General features: G+C 70.4%; 19 protein-coding genes and 3 pseudogenes. 11 read left to right on the forward strand and 11 right to left on the reverse strand.

Going from position 1 to position 22,528, the window contains the following annotated elements:
• Window positions 1–45 precede the first annotated feature (45 nt).
• Window positions 46–333 carry a DUF1905 domain-containing protein gene (locus GAS53_RS41220; RefSeq protein WP_151482896.1) on the reverse strand — a complete coding sequence of 96 codons (288 nt, stop codon included), beginning with the start codon at window positions 331–333 and terminating at the stop codon, window positions 46–48.
• A gap of 89 nt (window positions 334–422) precedes the next feature.
• A complete protein-coding gene (locus tag GAS53_RS41225) occupies window positions 423–815 on the reverse strand; it encodes a nuclear transport factor 2 family protein (protein WP_151482897.1) in 393 nt (130 codons plus the stop codon).
• 440 nt (window positions 816–1,255) lie between these two features.
• Here GAS53_RS41225 and GAS53_RS41230 point away from each other — a divergent pair, with 440 nt between their 5' ends.
• The 4 genes from GAS53_RS41230 (at window position 1,256) to GAS53_RS41245 (ending at window position 5,811) form a co-directional block, all read left to right on the forward strand.
• A complete protein-coding gene (locus GAS53_RS41230; protein WP_151482898.1) occupies window positions 1,256–1,666 on the forward strand; it encodes a hypothetical protein in 411 nt (136 codons plus the stop codon).
• A 116-nt stretch (window positions 1,667–1,782) separates the two neighbouring features.
• Window positions 1,783–4,119 (forward strand): ABC transporter ATP-binding protein/permease, encoded by a 2,337-nt coding sequence (locus GAS53_RS41235; protein ID WP_151482899.1) that lies wholly within the window; start codon window positions 1,783–1,785, stop codon window positions 4,117–4,119.
• A gap of 19 nt (window positions 4,120–4,138) precedes the next feature.
• Entirely contained in the window at window positions 4,139–4,819 is a 681-nt protein-coding gene (locus GAS53_RS41240; RefSeq protein ID WP_151482900.1) for an SH3 domain-containing protein, read from the forward strand.
• Window positions 4,819–5,811 (forward strand): serine/threonine-protein kinase, encoded by a 993-nt coding sequence (locus GAS53_RS41245; protein WP_151482901.1) that lies wholly within the window; start codon window positions 4,819–4,821, stop codon window positions 5,809–5,811. Before GAS53_RS41240 ends, GAS53_RS41245 begins: the two co-directional genes overlap by 1 nt.
• A gap of 89 nt (window positions 5,812–5,900) precedes the next feature.
• On the opposite strand, the gene GAS53_RS41250 is transcribed toward GAS53_RS41245, so the two are convergent.
• Window positions 5,901–7,181 (reverse strand): streptophobe family protein, encoded by a 1,281-nt coding sequence (locus GAS53_RS41250; protein ID WP_151482902.1) that lies wholly within the window; start codon window positions 7,179–7,181, stop codon window positions 5,901–5,903.
• A gap of 163 nt (window positions 7,182–7,344) precedes the next feature.
• Between GAS53_RS41250 and GAS53_RS41255 the strand changes: the two genes are divergently transcribed.
• Window positions 7,345–8,604 carry a DUF6777 domain-containing protein gene (locus tag GAS53_RS41255; RefSeq protein WP_151482903.1) on the forward strand — a complete coding sequence of 420 codons (1,260 nt, stop codon included), beginning with the start codon at window positions 7,345–7,347 and terminating at the stop codon, window positions 8,602–8,604.
• Window positions 8,605–8,721: 117 nt separating this feature from the next.
• Window positions 8,722–9,243, forward strand: a complete 522-nt coding sequence (locus GAS53_RS41260) for a DinB family protein (RefSeq protein WP_151482946.1) — start codon at window positions 8,722–8,724, stop codon at window positions 9,241–9,243.
• Here GAS53_RS41260 and GAS53_RS41265 read toward each other — a convergent pair.
• From GAS53_RS41265 to GAS53_RS57025, 3 genes are all read right to left on the reverse strand, one after another.
• Complete coding sequence (locus tag GAS53_RS41265) at window positions 9,237–10,019, reverse strand: class I SAM-dependent methyltransferase (protein WP_151482904.1); 783 nt, start codon at window positions 10,017–10,019, stop codon at window positions 9,237–9,239. The genes GAS53_RS41260 and GAS53_RS41265 overlap by 7 nt on opposite strands.
• Window positions 10,016–11,245 carry an epoxide hydrolase family protein gene (locus GAS53_RS41270; RefSeq protein WP_151482905.1) on the reverse strand — a complete coding sequence of 410 codons (1,230 nt, stop codon included), beginning with the start codon at window positions 11,243–11,245 and terminating at the stop codon, window positions 10,016–10,018. Before GAS53_RS41270 ends, GAS53_RS41265 begins: the two co-directional genes overlap by 4 nt.
• A gap of 96 nt (window positions 11,246–11,341) precedes the next feature.
• The gene (locus tag GAS53_RS57025; protein WP_225859403.1) at window positions 11,342–11,611 is read right to left on the reverse strand and encodes a hypothetical protein; all 270 of its coding nucleotides are present in this window, start codon (window positions 11,609–11,611) and stop codon (window positions 11,342–11,344) included.
• Window positions 11,612–11,658: 47 nt separating this feature from the next.
• Between GAS53_RS57025 and GAS53_RS57030 the strand changes: the two genes are divergently transcribed.
• The 3 genes from GAS53_RS57030 (at window position 11,659) to GAS53_RS41285 (ending at window position 13,293) form a co-directional block, all read left to right on the forward strand.
• Complete coding sequence (locus tag GAS53_RS57030; protein WP_225859404.1) at window positions 11,659–11,829, forward strand: hypothetical protein; 171 nt, start codon at window positions 11,659–11,661, stop codon at window positions 11,827–11,829.
• A gap of 602 nt (window positions 11,830–12,431) precedes the next feature.
• Complete coding sequence (locus GAS53_RS41280) at window positions 12,432–12,707, forward strand: hypothetical protein (RefSeq protein ID WP_151482906.1); 276 nt, start codon at window positions 12,432–12,434, stop codon at window positions 12,705–12,707.
• Between the two features lie 103 nt (window positions 12,708–12,810).
• Window positions 12,811–13,293 (forward strand): VOC family protein, encoded by a 483-nt coding sequence (locus tag GAS53_RS41285; RefSeq protein ID WP_151482907.1) that lies wholly within the window; start codon window positions 12,811–12,813, stop codon window positions 13,291–13,293.
• Window positions 13,294–13,329: 36 nt separating this feature from the next.
• Here GAS53_RS41285 and GAS53_RS41290 read toward each other — a convergent pair.
• The 3 genes and pseudogenes from GAS53_RS41290 to GAS53_RS41300 form a co-directional block, all read right to left on the reverse strand.
• Window positions 13,330–14,301 (reverse strand): annotated as a pseudogene (locus GAS53_RS41290) (ABC transporter ATP-binding protein); the annotation flags it as partial.
• 135 nt (window positions 14,302–14,436) lie between these two features.
• Window positions 14,437–15,387, reverse strand: a complete 951-nt coding sequence (locus GAS53_RS41295; protein ID WP_151482908.1) for an SGNH/GDSL hydrolase family protein — start codon at window positions 15,385–15,387, stop codon at window positions 14,437–14,439.
• A 145-nt stretch (window positions 15,388–15,532) separates the two neighbouring features.
• Window positions 15,533–16,939, reverse strand: a complete 1,407-nt coding sequence (locus GAS53_RS41300; protein WP_151482909.1) for a pyridoxal phosphate-dependent decarboxylase family protein — start codon at window positions 16,937–16,939, stop codon at window positions 15,533–15,535.
• Window positions 16,940–17,860: 921 nt separating this feature from the next.
• Here GAS53_RS41300 and GAS53_RS41305 point away from each other — a divergent pair.
• Window positions 17,861–18,256, forward strand: a complete 396-nt coding sequence (locus GAS53_RS41305; protein ID WP_151482910.1) for a hypothetical protein — start codon at window positions 17,861–17,863, stop codon at window positions 18,254–18,256.
• Between the two features lie 182 nt (window positions 18,257–18,438).
• Here the strand turns inward: GAS53_RS41305 and GAS53_RS41310 are convergent.
• Window positions 18,439–18,675: pseudogene (locus GAS53_RS41310) on the reverse strand (replication-relaxation family protein); the annotation flags it as partial.
• A gap of 304 nt (window positions 18,676–18,979) precedes the next feature.
• On the opposite strand from GAS53_RS41310, the pseudogene GAS53_RS57035 reads away from it, so the two are divergent.
• A pseudogene (locus GAS53_RS57035) lies at window positions 18,980–19,241 on the forward strand (NF041680 family putative transposase); the annotation flags it as partial.
• A 193-nt stretch (window positions 19,242–19,434) separates the two neighbouring features.
• On the opposite strand, the gene GAS53_RS41320 reads toward GAS53_RS57035, so the two are convergent.
• A complete protein-coding gene (locus tag GAS53_RS41320) occupies window positions 19,435–22,335 on the reverse strand; it encodes an AfsR/SARP family transcriptional regulator (protein WP_151482911.1) in 2,901 nt (966 codons plus the stop codon).
• Window positions 22,336–22,528 lie beyond the last annotated feature (193 nt).

The following is a 22,528-nucleotide window of genomic DNA, read 5'->3' on the forward strand; positions in this document are numbered from 1 at the left end:
CCACGAGAACCACCCCCACAAGACGCCCACAAGAAAGGGAGCGGTTCAGTCCGTGATGCGCTCCTGCAGACGTACGGTCACGGTGTCCCCGGCCTCCTTGCCGATCGCCTTGCGTACGTCGGCCTTGACGGGAAGCTTGTGGGTGCCGTCGCCGAGGGCCATGAACGAGCTCCGGAAGGGATGGCCGTCGATCGTCCCGCGGACCTTGACCAGACCCCGGGTGCCGAAGAACCCGACGGACTCGGGCCAGATGAGATATGTCCAGCCGCCCTTTTCGGGGCTCTTCTGAAGTACGGCAGTGAATTGCTGATCCAGTTCGGTGTCCGTGTTCATGATTTCCCCTGCTTTCCCGGCGGTCTCACACTGGTGCTTTCTCACATACGAGACCATCGGGCGCGGCAAAACTCATCGCGGACGCCGTGTCACGCCCCGGTGGGCACCCGGTCCAGGAATCCGTGCACGCTCCGTATCCGCCCGTCGGCGTCCAGGGAGATCACGTCGAACCCGGCGACCGGTGCCGACCCGTCCGCGGTGCTGACCAGCTCCCAGCCGAAGCGCGCGATGTCGTGGTGCCCGTCCACGGCGCCGGTCAGCCGGAAGGCGAAGCCGGGGAACTGCTCATGGGCCGCGGCGATCACGGCCGCGATGCCGTCGTGTCCGCGGACGTCGGCGAGCGGGTCGGTGTAGCTGCCGTCCACGGTCCAGGCGGCGGCCACGGCCTTCGCGAGGGCCTCGTCCTCGCCCGCGTTCCAGGCCTCGAAGTAACGGGCGACGGCACTCTCGTATCGGTCCTGACGGTCCTCGTTCGCGGACATGGGCGATCAGCCTCCATCGACGTCGTACGTGCTGGTCAGGGCCCGGATCGAACGTTCTCGGGATCCGGTACCGCAACCATGCCCGCCGCCGCCCGGCCCGTCGATTACCCCTCGGGTAATGAGCCCGTACCCCTTGGATGGAGTGCTCGTGGGACCGGGGCCCGCGCGGCCCGTGCCGTTTCGGCCAATCGACGCCGTGAATATGCCAGGAGACTGGCCGGAAAGGCATGGTGACAGTGTGTCAGGAGTGGTGATACTTGAATGCTGGGGCCATTCACCATCCGGAGCGCCGCCCGGAAAACGCCCCGAGAACCGACCAGGAAACCGACTGGGAAACCGCCAGGCGAACCATCTGTAGAACAGCGCCATCGTGCACAGCAAGCGAGCCGCAGGAAAGAGAGGCCGGACCGGCAGCAAGCGGATGCAATGGGGGAGCGATCGTGCACGACGAATTCCTTTGCCATGTCACCGCGTATGGAGTGTGCGGAGGTATGTGGGTCGGCGTACCGCTCGGTACATACCGAGCGCCCACCTTGGCGCTGGCGATGTGGTGGTTACGGGACCGGGCGTCATGGATAGCCGAGCGCCTCGATCCGAACCCCGATGCCCCGTACTTCCCGCCGAACTCGATGGCACCCGTCGCGAACACGGCCCCGGACGTTCCCGGTGTGCTGCGCGCATGGTGCGGTGACATCACTCAACAGGAGCTGGCCGCCGAGGAGTTGGCCGCCGGGCATCTCATCCGCATCGCCATGAGCGACGACACCACCGAATACGAGCTGCTCGCGGAGTCGGTCGACGCCCTGCGGATGCAGCGCACGCTTCCGTTCCTGTCCGTCCCGGCCGCCTGATCCCGGCGGAGTCCCGGCGGGGCCGCTCGGGCGCGGCTCCCGCCGACCGTGCGCAGTGGGCGCAGATCGACCGTGCGCAGTGGGCGCAGATGTGAACGAATAGCTAGAATTCAGGCATGGGAGAGCGGTCTGCGGCGCCCGAACTCGTCCTCGAAACCGAGACGGGCTCCACGGTGATGACCCCGAACCACGCCTATCACCTCGGCCGCGACCCGCTCAGCGACATCGTTCTCGACGACGCCCGGGTCTCCTGGCACCACGCGGTCCTGCGGCCCGACGCCGACCACTGGACGATCGAGGACGAGAACAGCACCAACGGCACGTACGCCGACGGCCGCCGCGTCCACGAGTGGGACGTCGGCCCTGGCAGCGTCATCCGCTTCGGCAACCCTTCCGACGGGCCGTGCGCCGTGCTCGTCGGCCGGCCACCGCCCACGCCCGAGCGTCCCTCCGCCGTCTCGATGCCCGCCGCGACCGGCACCTTCCGGCAGCCCACGACCGTCCGTCCGCTGCCCGCCCGCACCGTCCGCATCGGCCGCGGCGGCGACAACGACCTGGTCATCGACGACCTGGTCGTCTCCAGGCGGCACGCAGAGCTTCGCGCGCTTGCGGACGGGACGTACGAGATCGTCGACCTGGGCAGTCACAACGGCACATTCCTCAACGGGCAGCCCGTCACCCGCGCCGGGATCGCCGAGGGCGACATCGTCGGGATCGGCCACTCGGCGTTCTGCCTGGTCGGCGACCAGCTGCAGGAGTACGTCGACACCGGCGAGGTCTCGCTCGACGTACAGGACCTGTCGGTCGCCGTCGACCGGGGCCGCAAAACGCTCCTCGACCGGGTCTCCTTCCCCGTCGGCGAGAAGTGCCTGCTCGCCGTCGTGGGTCCCAGTGGCGCCGGAAAGTCCACGCTGCTGAACGCCCTGACCGGGCAGCGCCCCGCCGACCGTGGCACGGTCCTGTACGACGGCCGCGACCTGTACCGGGACTACGCCGAGCTCCGCCAGCGCATCGGCCTGGTACCGCAGGACGACATCCTGCACGCCCAGCTGACCGTGCGACGGGCCCTCGCCTACGCCGCCGAGCTGCGCTTCCCGCAGGACACCGCGAAGGCCGAGCGCCGGGCCAGGGTCGACGAGGTCCTGCGCGAGCTCGGCCTGGAGCAGCGCGCCGGGCAGCCCATCCACAGCCTCTCCGGCGGCCAGCGCAAGCGCGTCAGCGTGGCCCTCGAACTGCTCACCAAGCCCTCGCTGCTCTTCCTCGACGAGCCGACCTCCGGCCTCGACCCCGGCATGGACCGCTCGGTGATGCACATGCTGCGCGGGCTGGCCGACGACGGCCGTACCGTCATCGTGGTCACGCACAGTGTGCTCAGCCTCGACGTCTGCGACCGGCTGCTCGTGCTCGCACCCGGCGGCAAGGTCGCCTACTACGGGCCGCCCGACGAGACCCTCGACTTCTTCGGCTACGAGCAGTGGCCCGAGGCGTTCGAGGCCTTCGAGCGGGACCACGACCGGGACTGGGCCGGCGAGTACCGCGAGTCGCTCCAGCACCGGCAGTACATCGTCAACTCCACCGCCCAGCCGCACCTCGCTCAGGCCGTCCCGGCCCCCGGCACCGTTCCCCGGCCGCCCAAGGCCCAGAGCTGGGGCTCCCAGCTGGGCACGCTGGTGCGCCGGTACGCGGCCGCGCTCAGCGCCGACCGGACGTTCCTCGCCATCATGATCGCCCTGCCGTTCGTGATGGGAGCCATGGCCAGGGCACTGGCCGGAAGCAAGCTGACGCAGGAGACGGCGATGAACGCGCTGCTCATCCTCTGCGTCGGCGGAGTTCTGACGGGCGCGGCCAACGCCGTGCGGGAACTGGTCAAGGAACGCGTGATCTACCAGCGCGAACGGGCCGTCGGCCTGTCCAGATCGGCGTACCTGATGTCCAAGGTCGTCGTCCTCGGCGCGATCACCGTCCTCCAGGCCGTCGTCCTGACCCTGGTGGCGCTGCTCGGCGTCGACCTGAACGCGCCCGGCGGCGAGGGCGTGGTCATGGCGCCGCTCGTCGAGATCACGGTCGCCGTCGCGCTGCTCGCCTTCACCGCGATGATGCTCGGCCTCCTCGTCTCCGCGCTGGTGCGCAAGGAGGAGGTCACGATGCCGCTGCTCGTGCTCCTCGCCATCGTCCAGGTCGTGTTCTGCGGCGCGCTGCTGAAGCTCGACGGCGTCCCCGGCATCGAGCAGCTGTCGTGGCTGGTGCCGTCGCGCTGGGCGCTCGGCGCGATGGCGGGCACCATCGGGCTGGCCCGGCTCGTGCCGGGCGACCTCACCGCCGACCCGCTGTTCAAGCACTCGGTGGGCGTGTGGCTGCTCAACATGGGCATGCTCGTCGTCCTCGCGACCGTCTTCGGATACGCGGTCGCCCGGCTGCTGAGGCGGCACGAACCGGAAGTCATGCGGAAGTAGGAAACAGGAAGCAGGCGCGATGACGACAATCCCCGACTTCCGCCCCACGCACGTCGTCCCCGGGGACGGCATGCCGGCCTGGGAGGCCCCGGATCCCACCAGGCCCACCGTGCCGCTCGACGCCCTCCTGCCGGTCCGTCTCGTCGAGCGGCGCGGTGACTGGGGACACGTCGTCTGCGCCAACGGCTGGTCCGCGTGGGTCGACGGCCGCCTGCTGGTCGCCGTACCGCAGGACCCGCCGGCCGCCGGACAGCCCCTCGCCCGCACCGCGGACCCGCGCCCGCTGCTCGCCCGCGTCGAGGAGACGGTGGGCCGCTACCGGCAGACGGTCGAGGAGTTCGCGGCCGGACACCTGGACGGGGAGTCCTTCCACGGCCGTACGCAGGGGCTGCGGGTCGGGATCGTCGTCGACGGGGAGGCCGTGTGGCTGTACGAGGCCGAGCACGAGCGGTGGGTGTACTGCGACGGCACACGGCTGAGTACCTATGCGACACCGGAACCGCCCGCCGAGGCCGGTCCGGAGCGGCCCGCCGCCGGTCGTCCCGAGTCGCCTGCCTCCGGCGACCCCGAGCCGACACAGGTCGTGCGGGACATCGGGCCGGAGCCCACGCAGGTGGTGGGAAATTCGGGACCGCCCAGGAACGCGGGGGACGCGGACCACGCCCCCACCCGGCTCGTCACGGGCGACGGTGACGGCTGATGCCGCACGACACGAGCCTGTACTCGGGTCGGCCCTCCGACCTGATCGGCAAGCAGATCGCGGGCTACCGGATCGAGCGCGAGATCGGCCGGGGCGGCATGGCCGTCGTCTACCGCGCCAAGGATCTGCGGCTCGACCGCACGGTCGCCCTGAAGTTGCTCGCACCGGAACTGGCCCGCAACGACACCTTCCGCAAACGCTTCACGCACGAGTCGCGGGTGGCCGCCGCGATCGATCACCCGCACATCGTGCCGGTCTTCGAGGCGGGCGAGACCGACGGCGTCCTCTACATTGCCATGCGGTACGTCGCAGGCCGCGACCTGCGTCATCTCCTCGACCGTGAGGGGCCGTTGGCCATCGCGGTGGCCACCCGCATCGCCGGCCAGGTGGCGTCCGCGCTCGACGCCGCCCACGACCACGGCCTGGTCCACCGGGACGTCAAACCTGGCAACATCCTGGTCGCGGCAGGCACGGACAGCGACCACCCCGAGCACGTCTACCTCACCGACTTCGGTCTCACGAAGAAGTCGCTGTCCCTGACCGGGTTCACCACGGTCGGCCAGTTCGTCGGCACACTCGACTACGTGGCGCCCGAGCAGATCTCCGGGCGCCCGGTCGACGGACGCTGCGACGTGTACAGCCTCGCCTGCGTCGTCCACGAGACACTGGCCGGCCGGCCGCCGTTCCAACGGGACGACGACATGGCCCTGTTGTGGGCCCACCAGTACGACCAGCCGCCCCCGCTGACCGAGCAGCGCCCCGACCTCGCCGCCCTCGTCGACGGAGTCATGGTGAAGGCCCTCGCCAAGAGCCCCGACGACCGGTACGACTCCTGCCTCGCCTTCGTGGCCGCGTTGCGCTCCGCCGCGACCGGGGCCGCGGCGGCGGGGCACGCGCCCACTCAGGTGGATCTCCGCGTCGTGGGGGCGCCCGAGCGGGTGGGGCCGCCGCCCGAACCGCCGGGCTGGGCGCGGCCGGTGTTTCCTCGTTGATCTCGGTGAGGCTTCGCCTGGGGCCGGTGGGTAAGCGCGGGTTGTGGTGGGCTGGTCGCGTTCCCCGCGCCCCTTAGGGGCGCGGGAACTCAGACCTTCGGATTCTCCACCTCGCCGTGCCGGTGCATCCGTGAGGCGAGCAGCGCGCCCGCGAAGCCGGTGACCAGCCCCCAGAGCACGGCGAAACCGAGGGTGCCCCACAGCCGGGGGCGCAGGAAGAGGTCGCCGGACAGCCCGCTTCCGACGTCTCCGATGCCGAGCAGCGACAAGCCGTAGTGCGCGTCGATACGGCCGATGAGGCAGACCGTGAGCACGGTGAGAACGAGCGCGACCGCCATGTGCAGGGCGTGCTGCCAGGCCCGCATCCGGGCCGGGGAACGCGAGACCATCAGGAAAGCGACCCCGAGCAGCAGTACCGCGTTGACGACGACGAGCCACCACACTTTGCCGTCCTGCTCGGACAGCGTCCGCAGGTTGAGGGTCGAGATGTCCGGCGTACGCAGCACGATGTCCAGCACGTGCGGCATCGGCAGCCCGAACGGCCCCTCGACGCGGCCTTCCCAGGACCCGCCCAGACCGATCGTGAAGGCGAGCCAGACGAGGTTCGGCAGCCCGAGGAGGATCACGGCGAGCGTCTCTGCCGCATGACCGCGCGTCGCCGCCACCACCAGGGCGATGACCACACCCAGGGCGACGTACGCGAGCAGCAGCACGACCATGGCGTACGCGGCGGGCCGTACCGACTCCTGGAAACGCAGCAGCCGGGGCGGCAGCGGGGCCCTGGGCGAGACGAGCAGCGCCAGGACGAGGACGGCTGCCAGCCACAGGAGGCCGTAGGACAGCGTCACCGGCACATCGGCCTTGAAGCCGACCCGGGGCGACGACGCGCCGAACAGCTCGCCGATGTCGGAGAGCGTGCCCTCGCCGAGCGAGATCGCGAAGGTCTGGCGGGCCGACAGCGCGACGGCGGTCAGCGCGAGGAGCCACAGGAAGGCGATCCTGGCGGCCCAGCTCGCCAGTTCGGGGGCCCCGGCGACGGCTCGGTGGCGCAGCGGCCGGAGGAAACCGGCGGCGACGACCAGGACGCCGGTCAGTGTCACCGACAGGGGGATGACCGTCAGTCCCGCCCGGGTCTCGGCGATCGCCCCGGCGTTCCCGGCGAACTCCACCGAGCCGCCGACCGCCACCACGACGGTGGCCGCCACGACACGCGGGAAGGCGCCGTCCGGCAGATCGGCGGCCCCGGCCGCCCACAGCCCGAGGGCGGCGACCACGACCATGGCGATCAGCCCGGCCAGGACCGTCGCCAGCGCCTGCACCCAGCCGTGGCGGGCCACTGTTACCTGGTCGGGGGCTGTCTGGAGGCTCACCCTGCCACGCTAAGCAGGCCTTCGGCTGCGCGCCCGCCGAGAGGGCCGACCGCGTCGGCTTGCGGCCGGTACGGGACCGGAGCACACAATGGGCTCGTTGTGGAAGAAAGTGGCACAAAGTGCGTGAAGTGCCGCGGGATCCCTACGCCGGGAAGAAGAGCTCGTGAGCGTCGAACCGCCGTCCTCCGGCCGCCCCACAGGACCGCCTTCCGGCCCCTTGTCGGGGCCGACACAGCCGGGTCCCACGCCCCCTCCGGGCGAGCGCGCTCCGTTGGGCCCGTCGGGTGGCGACTCGGGTGGCGGTCCTTCAGGTCCCCCATCCGGCGGTGGCCCGGGCGGTCCGAGTGGCCCGCTCGGTCCCGGCGAGCCAGGTGAGGGCTCCGGCAAGGGCCCCGACCGGGCCTGGTGGAAGTCGGCGCCGCGCGTCGCCGTCATCGCCGCCGCGGTCGTGGCCGCCGTGACCCTGGTTGTCGTCTTCACCCGTTCCGACGGCACGTCGGGCTCGGGTGGCGAGGTCTTCCTCCAGGCCGCGGGCAAGTCGGGTCCAGACCCGTTCACCGAGTCGACGGCCAAGGAGAGCTCCACCGCACCCGTGACACCTTCGCCGACGGACACCCCGGAATCCGCCAACGTGACGCGGGGCGTGGACGGTTCGGCACCCGGCCTCTACGGCGGTACACGCAAGGTGGCCAGCTGCGACGTGGAGAAACAGATCTCCGCGCTCCAGCAGGCTCCGGCCAAGAACCAGGCGTTCGCCTCCGTCCTGGGCCTGCAGCCCTCCGGCGTCCCCGCATACCTGCGCTCGCTCACCCCCGTACAGCTGCGGATGGACACCCGCGTCACCAACCACGGCTACCGTGACGGCAAGCCCACCAGCTACCAGGCGGTCCTCCAGTCCGGCACCGCGGTCCTCGTCGACGACCGCGGTGTGCCCCGGGTGCGCTGCGCCTGCGGCAATCCGCTGCTGCCTCCGGTCGCGCTGAAGAGCACACCGAAGAGGACCGGCGACTCCTGGCCGTCGTACCGGTCCTCGAACGTCGTGGTCGTCGCGCCCGCGCCCCAGGTCATCAACATCTTCGTGATCTACGACCCGGACAACGGCGACTGGATCAAACGCCACAAGGGCGACACGGGCGGCAAGGACCAGAAGACGGCTCCGCCGGCCAAGCAGCCCTCCCCGTCGGTGAGTTCCCTGCCGCCCTCGCCGAGTTCCCCGTCTCCGTGCGTGTCCTCACCGACGCCCGACGGCTCGGCGAGCCTCTGCCCGTCCACGCCGTCCACCCCTTCGTCACCGGCACCCCAACCGGAGTCCCCGTCCTCCGAACCCCCGACGACAGAACCCGCTCCCGAGGCCTCCTCCGAGTTGCCGCCCGCCTACACGTCGTCCGACACGACGACGAGCGCGGCCGCCAGCTACCAGTGAGCGGAAACTCGGTGGCGGATCTCCTGCACACGTCGGATGCTCACCCATATGGCGGACACCTTTGAACCGGAGCCGGCGAAGCAAGCGCAGCCCGAGCGGAGTTTCGGGTGGTGGGACATGTTCCTCGATCCCGATGAGGATCCGCGGAGCGAAGGGGGGTTCGTTGGGGAACGGGCCACGATCCTCGGGTATCTGCGGGACCAGCGGCTGACGTTCGAGATGAAGTGCGCCGGGCTCGATGCCGAGGGGATGGCGCGGCGTTCGGTCGAGCCGTCGAATCTGTCGTTGCTGGGGCTGGTGCGCCACCTCGCGGGGGTGGAGCAGGTCTGGTTCCGGCGGGTCATGGCCGGTGAGGACATCACACGCCACTACCGCACCCCGGAGGACCCGAACGGCGACTTCAACGGCGCGGTGCCCGACCCTAAGGTCGTCGCGCAGGCCTGGGACACCTGGCGTACCGAAGTCGCGTTCGCTGAACGGTTCGTGGAGCAGGCGCCCGACCTCGGCGTCACCGGCACCGACGACGGCGAGCCGATCGAGCTCCGCGAAGTGCTGGTGCACATGATCGAGGAGTACGCGCGGCACAACGGCCACGCGGACTTCCTCCGGGAGCGCATCGACGGACGGGTCGGTCAGTAGCCCTCGCCACGCCCGACCAGGATCAGCTCATGCAGGTACCGCTTCGTGATGCTGCCGCCGTGGCGGGTGTCGATCAGCTGTCGGATACCGTCCAGCAGTCCCCGGCGTGCGGGCGGTTCCAGCGCGCGGTGGTTCGAGTACGTCAGCAGCAGGTCGATGTACCCCTGGGTGGTGTAGGTGATCTCCTGTGCGAAGCGCAGTGACTCGACCCGGCCGAACTCCTCGAACTCCCTTGTGTCCGTGGCCACTTCGGACTCACTCGACTGTCGCAGCCCGGGCGGAGTGGCCGGATCCCAGCGCTCGTAGCACTCCTGGACGTCGATGAAGAAGTCGATGCTGCCGCCGGCCACGTGGTGCGTGGTGACGAGGGCGAGCGTCCCGTCCGGCCGGAGCGCGTCCGCCGCCCTGGCGAGCCGTACCGCGGGGTCGAGCCAGTGGAACGCCGTCGCCGACACCATCAGGTCGAAGGGCTCGCGGGGCAGGGGCCATTGCTCGAAGTCGGCCACCTCGACGTGCACCTGCGGGAAGGCCCGCAGATTGCGCCGGGCCACCGCGGCCATCGACGGCCCCAGCTCCACAGCGGTGATGTGACAGCCCAACCCGGCGAGGGGCACGGTCAGTTGGCCGGTCCCGGGGCCGACTTCGAGAACTCGGCTGTCCGGGCCCAGCCCTACGCGTGCGGCCAGTGCCTCGACCAGGGCGGGCGGATAGACGGGCCGCGCCCGGTCGTACAACTCGGCGTCCTCGTCGAAGATGCCACGCAGCGAAGGCGTCATGCGGCACCGCCGCTCTGGCCGCTCTGCTCCCCTTGAGATCCCCGAAGGTCCCGGAAGAACGCCCGTACATCCCCGACGAGCAGATCCGGCTCCTCCATCGCCGCGAAGTGCCCGCCCCGGTCGAACTCCGTCCAGCGCACGATGACCTCCGTACGATCCGCGACGTGCCGCAGCGGGATGAAGTTCTCCCTGGGGAAGACGGCGAGCGCGGTCGGTGCGGTCGACGGCTGCACGGGTGCGCCCCAACCGTCCGCGTGCGCCCGCTCGTAGTAGATCCGCGCGGACGAACCGGCCGTCCCGGTCAGCCAGTACAGCATCACGTTCGTGAGCAGCTGGTCCCGGCCGACGGCGTCCTCGGGGTGCTCGTCCGAGTCGGTCCACTCCTTGAACTTCTCGGCGATCCAGGCGAGTTGGCCGACGGGCGAGTCGGTGAGCCCATAGGCGAGAGTCTGCGGCCGGGTCGACTGGAGGACGCCGTAGCCCTGCCGCTCACGGGTCCACTCCTGGGTGCGTTCCCAGGAGGCGAGCGCGCGTTCACGCTCCCGCGGGCTGAGCGCGGCCAGCTCCTCGACCCCCGGTTCGGCGGTCGCTTGGGCACCCGGCAGCAGGTTCAGGTGGACGCCGATGATCCGGTCGGTGTGGGCGCGGCCCAGCTCGCGAGAGATCGCCGCGCCCCAGTCGCCGCCTTGCGCGCCGAAGCGCCCGTAGCCGAGCCGGTCCATCAGCTCGGCGAACGCTGCGGCGACCCGGCCGAGTTCCCAGCCCGTGTCCCGGGTGGGTCCGGAGAAGCCGAAGCCCGGAATGCTCGGCACCACCACATGGAACGCGTCGGCCGGATCACCGCCGTGGGCGCGCGGATCGGTCAACGGCCCCACGACATCGAGGAATTCGACGATCGAGCCCGGCCAGCCGTGCGTGATGATCAGCGGAGTCGCGTCCGGTTCCGGCGAGCGGATGTGCGCGAAGTGGACGTTCGCCCCGTCGATCGTCGTCGTGAACTGAGGCCACTCGTTGAGCCGGGCCTCCGCCGCACGCCAGTCGTACGCGTGCCGCCAGTACCGTACGAGCTCCCGCAGATAGTCGCGCGGAACTCCGTACGCCCAGCCCACACCCGGCAGTTCGTCCGGCCATCGCGTCCGGTCGAGGCGTGTGTGCAGATCGTCGAGGTCGGCCTGGGGGATGTCGATGCGGAAGGGCTGGATCGTGTCGTCGTCCGGGGAGGTCATGGCGGGCCATGCTAGTTCCGTGCGGGGACCCGGTCGCGTGAATAAAAGCCGTGGTCACCGGCGGCTCAGGCCGTCAACGGCCGGCAATGCGGTTCGTCATTGGACGCGGTTGCGGCCCACGTACACGTTCCTTGCACGGTAGTACGTGTCCCCGCCAGGGCCGGAGTTGCCCGAGGAGCCCTCCATCTGGAGGTTGACGATCAGCCAGAGCGGCTTGCCGACGAAACCGGCGCCGCGGTGGACGGCCTTCCAGGTGCCGTCGAGGTAGTAGTGGATGTCCACGTCGGTGCCGTTCACCTTGGTGATCCAGGCGCGGTACGTGTGCCAGCTGCCCGGTGACGGGACGCCGACGATGGTCGTCGACACGTCCGAGGATGTACGGAAGGTGTTGAACCAGTTGTTGGAGTTCCCCCTTGAACTCCAGGATGTCGCTCTTCGGTGGCCAGCTGTTGACACCGGTCAGCCAGAACGCGGGCCAGGTGCCGGCCGCGCTCGGCGCCTGGAACTCTCCCTTGACCTCGTACTCGGGGAACTGGCTGGTCACCACGATCTGGTTCTTCGCGTGCACCGCGCCCGAGTGGTAGCGGATCGGCAGATGCGGAGGGGAACTGCTCGTCCCCTCGTCCCAGGAGATGCGGGACGCCTTGAGGGTGAGGACGCCGGAGCCCAGATAGATGTGGTTGTGGTCGCTCGCGCTGCCGTACATCCGGGCACTGCCGTTGTGGTCCGAGCCCCACGGGTAGAGGTAGTTCCACTCGGCCTCGAAGGCGCCGTAGCTTGCGAAGGACCCGTTGATCACGTCCTCCCAGGCGGCGGCTCGCGCCACGGCCGGAGTCGCCCGTCCGGCCAGAGTCGCCGCCCCGGCCATCGCGGCTGCTCCGCCGAGGAATCTCCGCCGCCCGTACGCCCCGCCTCGTAACGGCACACCACGCATGACCGTCTCCTCAGAGTCCGAGAGAAACCAGAGACCGACGAACGTGTCTGAATCAGAGACCGACAAAAAGCGTCAGGACTCATCACGCTCCCGCTGGAACCACCAGGCGTCAACGGTCAGGACAAGCCACTTCCCTCCCGTGAGCCCCGGCCGCACCGACGCCCGCGAGCCGCGCGCGGCGTACCGGCCGGCCTGGCATCGTGGGCCGGTGACCGGGCGAGACCGGAGCAGAACGACACCACGGAGGAAGCGATGATCGCACGCGTGGCCGTGTGGGAACCGATGCCGGACGACGACCGGGACTGGGTGCTGGAAGCGGCGGCCGGCGTCCCCGGCGTCCACGCCGCCTATCACCTCGTCGACCCCGACACGGGCAATGGCCTGTCCGTCGCCTTCTTCGAGGACGAGGCCGCGGCCATGGCCGCGCGTCAGGCCATCGTCAAGCGGGCGGAGGAGATCGGGTGGCACGACACGCCCCACCCCGCGCCCGTCTCCGAGACGATCTACGAGGTCAAACGGCATACGTAGAGCTGCGGAACGAAAGGCCCGCGTTGGTGTCCGGGCCACCGATGAGTTTCCGCACGAGGATCCGTCTACACAGGCGACAACGTTCCCGCTCCAGGAGGTGCCCATGACCACCGACGGATTCACCACGTGTCTCTGGTTCGACGGCCAGGCCGAGGAGGCCGCCAACTTCTACGTCTCGGTCTTCAAGAACTCCCGCATCGGCAAGATCCTCCGCCACACCGAGGCAGGGCCCGGCGAGCCCGGTTCCGTACTGACCGTCGACTTCGAGGCCAACGGCCAGAAGTTCGTCGCCCTGAACGGCGGCCCGCAGTTCAAGTTCAACGAGGCCGTCTCCTTCGAGATCCGCTGTGAGGACCAGGCCGAGGTGGACTTCTACTGGAACACGCTCACCGAGGACGGAGGCGAGGAGGGCCCCTGCGGCTGGCTGAAGGACAAGTTCGGCCTCTCGTGGCAGGTCGTCCCGGCCAGGCTGATCGACATGATCAGCGACTCGGACCAGCAGAAGGCGGGCCGCGCGATGGAAGCGATGATGAAGATGCACAAGCTCGACATCGCCGCCTTGGAGAAGGCCTACGCCGGCGAGTGAGGTGGCCGCCACCGGCAGAGCGGCCGCCTCACCGAGTCAGGCGAGCTGGCCGCCCTGCAGTGCGGTGTACATACCGCCGCGCCGCATCAGCTCCTCGTGCGACCCGATCTCCCGTACGGCACCGTCCCCCATCACCACGATCCGGTCCGCACCCCGGATCGTGGACAGCCGGTGCGCCACCACGAAGGTGGTGCGCCCGCGCACCAGCCGGGCCAGGGCCTGCTGGACGAGCGCCTCCGACTGGGTGTCCAGCGCGGACGTCGCCTCGTCGAGGATGAGCACACGCGGATTGCGGATGAGGGCCCGCGCGATGGCCAGCCGCTGCCGCTGTCCGCCCGACAGCCGTGCCCCGTGCTCGCCCACCAGGGTGTCGAGCCCATGCGGCAGCCGGTCCACGAACTCCAGCGCGTTGGCGTCCCGCAGCGCCGCGCGCACCGTCCCCTCATCGGCGTCGGCGTCGTCCATGCCGTACGCGACGTTCTCCCGTACGGTGCCGTCGAACAGGATCGACTCCTGCGGCACCACGGACACGAAACGCCGATAGGTGCGCAGATCCAGGGTGTTCATGTCGGTCCCGTCGAGCAGCAGCCGGCCCGAGGTCGGCCGGATGAACCCGATGACGAGACTGAGTACCGTGGACTTCCCCGCGCCCGAGGCACCGACGAGCGCGATGGTCTCGCCCGGCGCGACGGAGAGGCTGAAGTCCCGTACGGCGGGCCGGCCGGCGTCCTCGTACACATAGCCGACGCCCTGGAACTCGACGGCACCGCGCAGCGAGTCGAGCGGTGCCTTGCCCTCGTTGTCCTCCAGCTCGGGCGCCTGCAGCACCTCGCCGACGGACCGCACGGACTCCAGGCCCTTGGTGATGACCGGAGCCAACCCTGCCAACGTTGTCGTGGAGTTCGTGAGCGTGGTCAGGAACGCGCTGAGCATGACGACGTCACCGGGCGAGACGCCCCAGACGCCGTAGTACGAGACCAGCGCCGCCCCGGTCAGGAAGAGCACCCCGATTGTTGATGAACAAGCGCTTTCTGCCCATGTCTCGATCACCTACACCCGAACCCCGGGCCGCCCGCGCGTCCGACTCCGCCCCGTGCCGCGCGATTTGAGCGAGGCCGCCGAGGAGGCGTCAAGGGGACTTGGTCAGCTCTTCGCCGAGGCGACCGCCTGGGTGATGGCCCGGGTGATGCGCAGGATGCCGGGGGAGCGGACCGGGCAGGGCTTCGGCGTCGAGGTGGTCGGGGCCAGACAGAAGTGCAGGTAGTCGTCGTCGCGGTGCAGGGCGGTGCGGCCGCCGGCCGGCTGGGTGCAGTACTGGGGGTGCTCGCGTTCGTACGCGGTGCACGGCAGGTGCTGCGTCCAGGTGTAGCGGGCCGACGCCGGGCTCACCGCCTTACCGGCATCCGCGAGCAGGTCCCCGGAAGCCTCCGCCTGCCGCTCGTAGACCGCGTTGACGCGCCGGACCCGGTCGGGAGTGATCGGATCCGGGCCCTGGAGCACCCACACGATCCTCGGCCGGTCCGTGCCCGCCGCACCCGCGATCTGGTCGGTCAGCGTCCGCGCGTCGGCGGTGTAGCGCGCGAAGTACTTGTCCCGCGCCTTGTCGTAGGTGATGCCGTCCATGCAGGGGGTGTAGCCCCACGCGTTGCCCCAGAACTGCAGCACCACGAAGTCCGGCCGCAGCGTACGCACCAGGGCGGCCGCCTTGTCCTTCGGCGGGACGAGCGAGTCCTCGGCCGTGCCCTCCAGGTAGTCGCAGAGGGTGGTGCCCGAGTACGGGGCGCTGGTGTAGCGCGCTTTCAGCTCGTCGCGCAGGAGCCCGCCGAGTACCTTCTGGTTCTCCATGGCGAGGGAGTCGCCGAGGTAGAGGACGGTGGGGCGCTTCCCGGGAGCCTTTGCCTCTGCCTCGGCAGCCTCGGTCCCGGCCGTGGTGTCCGGTGTGGCGGCCGGCCGTTGATGCGTGGTCGAGGACGGTGACGTACCGGCCGCCGGAGGAGTGGGCGGCGGCGCGGCCTCGGGCCCGGACGCGGGATCACCGCACGCCCCGACCAGCAGTAGGCCCACCAGCACCCCGGTGATCCACGACTTGCGCATACGGCAACTCCCGCCCCAGCCACCGAAACGGCCCCCAGACAAGCACACCGGGACGCAAGGGGGAAGAGCTGTTCGGGCCTTCGAGGTCTTCCCTGCGCCGGTCCGTTCGCGCCCCAACTCCCCGGTCAACAGCCGCCGTTGCCCGTCAGGCCACCCGCCCCAAAGAGCTCACCGCCCGCTCCACGGCACCGATCACACGGTCCGTATCGGCCTCCGACGTACGCCAGTTGCTGAACGCGGCCCGCAGCGCGTGCGTCCCCTCGTAGAAGGTCGGCGTCATGAACGCCTCGCCGGACTCGGCGATCGCCCGGCCCAGCGCGTACACCCGTTCCTGGCCGGCGTCCTCGGTGAGTGTGAAGCAGACGACGTTCAGCCGGACCGGTGCCAGCAGCCGCAGACCCGGCACGTCCTGGATCCGGTCACCGAGGTGCCGGGCGAGCCGGACATTCCGCTCGACGATCTCGCGGTGCCCCTCGCGGCCGTACGCGGCGAGCGAGAACCAGGCGGGGAGAGCCCGCAGGCGGCGCGAGTTCTCGGGGGTGAGGTGCACGAAGTCGGGTTCTCCGGTGGGCAGTCCGAGATACGGCGAGGCGTTGTGGAAGACGCGCACCTGGAGGTCGCGACGGCGGGTGAACTGCACGGCCGCGTCGTACGGGACGTTGAGCCACTTGTGCAGGTCGATGCAGACCGAGTCGGCGGCGTCGAGGCCGTCGGTCAGATGGGCGTGCTCCGGGGACAGCGCGGCGAAACCGCCGAAGGCGGCGTCCACGTGCAGCCAGAAGTCGTAGCGCTCCTTGAGCTCCGCGATCGCCCGCAGGTCGTCGAAGTCGACCGTGTTCACGGTGCCCGCGTTGGCCACGACGACGGCCGGGCGCCCGTCCAGCACTTCGAGCGCCTCGGCCAGCCGCGTCACGTCGACGGCCTCACGGCCGCCTGGCAGCACCGGGACCGTGCGCAGCCGGTCGCGGCCGATGCCGAGGACGGACAGGGCCTTGGGAATGCTGGAGTGCGGGCTGCCGGACAGGACGTCGACCGGGCCGAGCGCGGCCGCACCCGCCTCGGACACAGAGACTCCCAGCCGCTCGCCCAGCCACTCCCGTGCGAGGGCCAGCCCGACGGTGTTCGAGACGGTCGCACCCGTCACGAAAGCGCCACTGTGCGCCTCGCTCAGCCTGAACAGCTCCCGCAGCCAGCCCAGTGTCTCGTGCTCCAGACCGGTCGCCGTCGAGTCGCCCGAGCCTGTGGCGTTCTGGTCGTACGCGCTGGTCAGCCAGTCGCCGGTGAGTGCGGCCGGCGTCGCGCCGCCGGTCACGAAACCGAGGTAGCGGGGGCCGGCGGAGGCGGAGAAGCCCGGAGCCCATCGCTCCGCGAACCGTGCGAGCGCCCCTTCGGCACCGGCGCCCCCGGCCGGCAGCGGTTCGGCGACCGGAGCCTTGTCCAGGTGGGCCACGGGCCGGACGTCGAGCCCCGACACCTCCCGGGCGGCGAAGTCGCGCGCGGACTGCAGGAGTTCGGGGAGCCGGGAGAGATCGTCGGCAAGGGTGGGGTGCATGGGCGGCAGCGTAGGCGGGTGGCCGTCGGGAGTCGTGGTCCAATCGAGCGGAACTGGACTGATCCGGAGGGCTTCGCCGCCGCGCTCGGCGCCTGGCATACGAGCGAGGGGCCCCGGGACCGGTGCGCGGCCCTACGCGAGGCGGACCGGGCGAACGGCCGGTTCGGCGTCGACGACCGACTCGAGGGCGGGCGCGGCTGAGCGGGTCCGGCGAAGTCCGGTGCGGTTCGGCAGCGTCCCAAAGGGGCGCGGGGCTGCGACATTTGCGGCTCCGCCGCGGGGCGCGACCAGCCACGACGGACCCGCAGGTGACGCACTGGACTTCGAGCGGAGCTCTCAGGCGCCCGCAGCCGCGGCGGCCGTGGTCGCAAGCCGTCTCCCGGCGGGCGCGCCAGGCTCCTGTCGGAGCGGGGACTCGCCCGCACCCTCCACCTACCGCTTGTGGCGCAAACGCCGGGGCAAGCGCTCCTACTGGGCCGTAGACGAGGAGTTTGCCCTGGACGCCGCGGACCGGATCAGCAAGGACGTCGCCGAGACGGTACTGGCCCGGCTGCACCGTGCTGGACAGTCGCGGGAGTACGCTCTCGTGCCGGCGTTCTGGGCTGCCAGCGTCCGCCAGCTTCACAACCCAACCCGCGCTGGCCAGTGAAGCAAGGTTTACGCAAGGTTCCTGCCCACATTCACCCCCCATCGTGGGGCAACGGCCCCGTGGAACCGAGGGGGCACCGGCTCTCTTGACCCCGCCAAGGGCCGGGCGACGCCGTCGAGTTGCGAGCTGATGGCTTGCGCATGTCGCAGATCACCGTGTCTGCCGGCTCACCCTTCTCGGCAGCTCGGCAGCTCGGCAGCTCGGCAGCTCGGCAGGTACGCCGTTCGACGTCTGAGGCACAGCTTCAGGACCCATCACACGCAGGAGGAACCATGGCATTACGCAAGGCCATCACAGTGGCTCTCGCGTCCCTGGCACTAGCCGGCGCCGGTCTGACGACCTCGGCATCCGCCGCGCCAGCGGGAGACAACTCCCAGGGGAAAGTCACAGGCTCAGCCAAGGCCTGTTCCACTGTCGCCGCGTCGTCGAGTGCCGACTCGGGCTCGGTGTCGGGCGTCCGCACCGCGCTGGCCAAGGACGTCAGCCCGAAGGGCGACGACCCCGAGTGCCCGCCCGCCGGGCGCGGCTGGAAGTACATCGGCGAATACTTCTGGGCCAGCACGTGCATCTCGGCCGGCAACGGCGGAATCAACGCTGGTTCTTGGAAGCAGTACCAGTGCACATGCGGCGGTGCATTCAGCGACTACGAGCTCTGGGTGCGTAAGTGACGCACCGGTGAACCACCCGTGGGTGCTCCGGCGCCGTCTACCAGCGGCGGCGGAGCACCCGGCAGCGCGCCGAACGCGATGTCGTACGCGCGAACCTCAGCGCAGGCCGCGCAGCGTATGGAACCGCTCGGTGCCGACGCTGGCGCTGAGCCGATGACCAAAGGCGTGGGCGGGCGGAGTATTCACAGGTCGGTCCGCGGGCGGGGCTTGCCGCCGACGAGAGGGGTCCAAACCGTCTGGGCGGAACCGTGTTGCTCGATGTCTTTCAGTACGGGGGCTCCGAGCGGGACTTTGTGGGCGAGGGCCGCAGCAAGCGGGTGTTGAGCAACCATCCCCTGCAGATCGCTCATCCGATTGCCCAGCCTGGTTTGGGAGGCACCGGTGAGCACGAAGAGCACACGGGGAAAGATCGGATACCAGCAGCCGGGGACGATCTCCGGCGCTTCGACGGCTTCTGAGATGAGCACCTCCGCACGGATGTTGCAGCCGCCCGTGGGGTTGTTTCCGGCGTTCCAGTGCTTGAAGGAGGTGCGCTGGTAGCCCTCCCTCGATGCGGTGACCAGGGGTAGGCGGTCGACGGCGATGGCGAGCGGCACGGTCTCCGCGGCATGAGCCGGCGGGGCGGCGGCGAGCGGCAGGACGACAAGGGCGGCGGCCTCAAGGCCCCGCAGAGCAGTCTTGATCATCTGCTGTTGATAGCGGCTGCCCGGTTGTGCCATGCAGTGGCCCTGGGACCGCATCCACCCACGCCTCACCCACCGCTCTGCCTGGATCAACCACGACGGCGAATTCCCGGTCGTCGAAGGTACGTTGATCCGTCTCCAGGTCGAGCGGATGCCGGGCGGCGGTGACCCACTGCCCGTGTGGCCGTGGTCCTTCCAGGACCTGCATGACCGCCACCGACGCCGAGCGTTGGCAGGCGTTCCTGAGGCGCTTCGATCTGGAGCACACCTTCAGAATGATCAAGACGACGCTCGGTCGGACTCCCAACGACTTAACCGGAGGGGTCCATCTCACGGTCGTGTCTTTTCCTCACAAGTGCTCAGCTCACGCACTGTTCGGCCAAGTTCCAGTGCTCCACACCCGGGGTGACGTGCCTGATGGCCGAGTCGACCAGCTCGATCACCTTGACCATCGTCGTCACCCGTACGTGTAGCACTACCTGTTGTTGCCTGGTGTCACGGCGGCGTCGTAGGGCTCGCTTCCCGGTCTGCGGCGGGATCCGGCCGCGCGTCGGGCGGGAGTTCGTCCAGGCGGCGGAGTCTTTCCCGTATCTCCTCGGCGTCCGGGTGGCGGACCTTCTCGAGGATCGCCAGTGCCTGCTGCCAGCTCTTGCGGGCCGCGTCCGGCTTGCCGGCGGCCAGGTGGACGTCGCCGAGGTTGCCGAGGGTGTGGGCCTGTCCCCACTGGTTGCCGATGTCGGCTTGGGTGTCGAGCGCCTGGTGGTAGTACTCGACCGCGTCGTCGTAGCGCTGGAGCCGGTGGTGGGCGGTGCCGAGGATGTCAAGCGCGATGCCTTCAATCCAGCTGTCACCGATGGTGCGCACGACGGTCAGCGCCTCCTTCAGGCAGCCGATGGCCTCTTCGCACCGCCCGAGCTGCTCGTAGGCGTCGCCCAGATTGACCAGGATGGTTCCCTCACGCCAGGCGTAGTCGAGACCCCGGTTGACGACGAGCGCTCGGCGGCCGTACTCGACGGCCTTGTCCGGCCGGCCGATTCGACGGTAGACGTAGCCCAGGTTGGATAGGGCCTGGCACCTGCCGACTGTGTCCCCTAGTTCCCGGCAGAGGACCATCACCTGCCGGAAGTGGTCGATGGCCTCTTCGTACCGGTGCACCTGCGTCAGGGCGCAAGCCATGTCCATTAGACCCCATGCCTCGCCGACGCGGTCGTGGGCAGCGCGGGCGGCGTCGAGGCCGGTCCGGGTGGTGTCGAGCCAGTCCTGCAGATGGCTGCGGAGGTAGAAGAACCCCCACAGCGTGGCGGGCAGCTGCCACGCGATGCCCGGTCGGCCGACGGCGACGGCCTGGCGCACCGCGGCGACGAAGTTGGGGCGTTCGCTCTCGCACCACTCCAGGGCTTGGTCGTAGGCGCTGAACGCAAGAGGGTGGCAGGAGGCGGGCAACGGGTCGAGGGGAACCCGCCGGCGGTCCGGGGTGAAGAACGGATAGGCGGCGTCTGTGGTGTGCAGGTACCAGGTGAGGAGCCGCTCGACGGCGCGGCCCCGTTCTTGCGGTGTCTCCTCGGCGAGGACGCGCTCGGCGGCGTAGACACGCAGCAGGTCGTGCAGGGTGTACCGCCCGGTTAGGTGCTCGGTCAGCAAGTGGGCACCGGTGAGTTCGACCAGCAGGCCTCGGGTCTGACGGAGCGGGAGCCCAGCGAGGGCGGCTGCGGCGGGTGCGGAGATGTCGGGCCCGGCGTGGAGGCCCAGCAGGTGGAAGAGGCGCGCGGCCGGGGCGGACAGGGCGTGGCATGACCAGGAGAAGACGGCCCGTACATCGGTGGTGAGATCGCCCCCGACGAAGGCGTCGAGACTGCCGTGGCTGTCGCGTAACTCCTCGGCGACGGCTCTGAGGGGGAGGACGGGGTGGGTGGCGGCGCGGGCGGCGGTGATGGCCAGGGCCAGCGGAAGCCGGGCGCACCGGGTGATGATCTCCTGCATGGCGTCCGGTTCGGCCGCCACCCGGTGTTCGCCGAGGCGGTGGGCCAGCAGGGCGCGGGCCTCGGCCGGGGAGAGCAGGTCCAGGGCCAGGGGGTGGGCGCCCTCGGCGGCGACCAGGCCCGTCAGACGGTTGCGGCTGGTCACCACGGCCAGGCAGCCGGGAGCGCCGGGCAGCAGCGGACGAACCTGGTCGGCGTCGCGGGCATTGTCCAAAACCACCAGTAGCCGCCGCCCGGCCAGCAGGCTGCGATACAGGCCCACCCGCGCCTGAAGATCCACCGGAATGCGCGGGGCCGGTACCCCCAGCGCGTCGAGGAAGCCCCGCACTGCCTGATCGGGCGTCACCACCGCCCCGGACGGGTCGAAGCCGCGCAGGTTCACATACAGCTGGCCGTCCGGGAACCGGTCGGCCACCCGGTGCGCCCAGTGCACCGCCAGCGCCGTCTTGCCCATCCCGGCCGTGCCCGACACCGCCGAGACCATCACTGCGGCCGGCCGCTCCGCCACGGCCAGGATTCCGTCCAGCCGGGCCAGCTCCTCCTGCCGGCCGGTGAACCCCCGCGCCTCCAACGGCAACTGCGCCGGCACCGCCCGACCGGCCTCCGGCTCGGCGGACGGCTGCGGGCTGCGGGCCTCGGGCGGGGCGGGTTCGCCGCGCAGGATCGCCTGATGCACCCGCTGCGCCTCCCCGCCCGGGTCCGTGCCCAGCTCCTGGGCCAGCCGCTTCTGCAGGGCGGCGTAGCAGGCCAGGGCCTCCGGACCGCGCCCGGCCGCCTGCAGCGCACGCATCAGTGCCACGGCGAGCGGCTCGACCAGCGGATGCGCAGCCACGATGTCGGTCAGCGCACCGATCACCCCCTCGTGCTGGCCCACGCGGAACTCGGCCTCCGCCCAGGCCAGCACCGCCTCGATCCGCTGCTGCTCCCAGCTCTGCCGGGTGCGCTCCGCCCACGCACCGGCAAGGCCCGCCAGCGGCTCACCACGCCACAACCCGAGTGCCTCCCGCAGCATCCCCACCCGCTCGGCATCCGTGCCGCTCGCGGCGCGGGCCTGCTCGACCAGCCGCCGGAACCGGTGCACATCGATGTGGCCGGCCGGCACGTCCAGCAGGTAGCCGCCCGGACCGCGCCGCAGCTGCGGCCCTGCGCCGGCGCCGTCCGTACCCGCATCGAGGGGTGTGGCCACAGTTGCCAGCATCCGGCGGATCCGGGCGATGTGCGCGTAGAGCGAGGGGCGCACCTGGGCAGGCAGGTCCTGCCCCCAAACCCGGTCGATCAGCGTCTCCACCGCCACCCAGCGGCCCGCGTCCGCCAGCAACGCCGCCAACACCGTGCGCTGCTTGGCCGGCCCCGTATCCACGGCCGCGCCATCCGTGCCCCGTAACTCGACCGTGCCCAGCAGCAGAAACTCCGTCATGCCCTTCCCCCGCCGTCGCTCTGCACAATCCGCGCACAGGGCTGCCGCCCCGCGAGCTTCACGCCCCGACCCGCGCTGACCAGTCAAGCAAGGTTTACGCAAGGTTCCTGCCCACATTCACGCCACACCGTAGGGACATCGGCCCGTGACACCGAGGGGGCACCGGCCTTCTCGACCCTGCCAAGGGCCGGGC

It is taken from the genome of Streptomyces albicerus (assembly GCF_008905045.1).
GTDB lineage: Bacteria > Actinomycetota > Actinomycetes > Streptomycetales > Streptomycetaceae > Streptomyces > Streptomyces albicerus.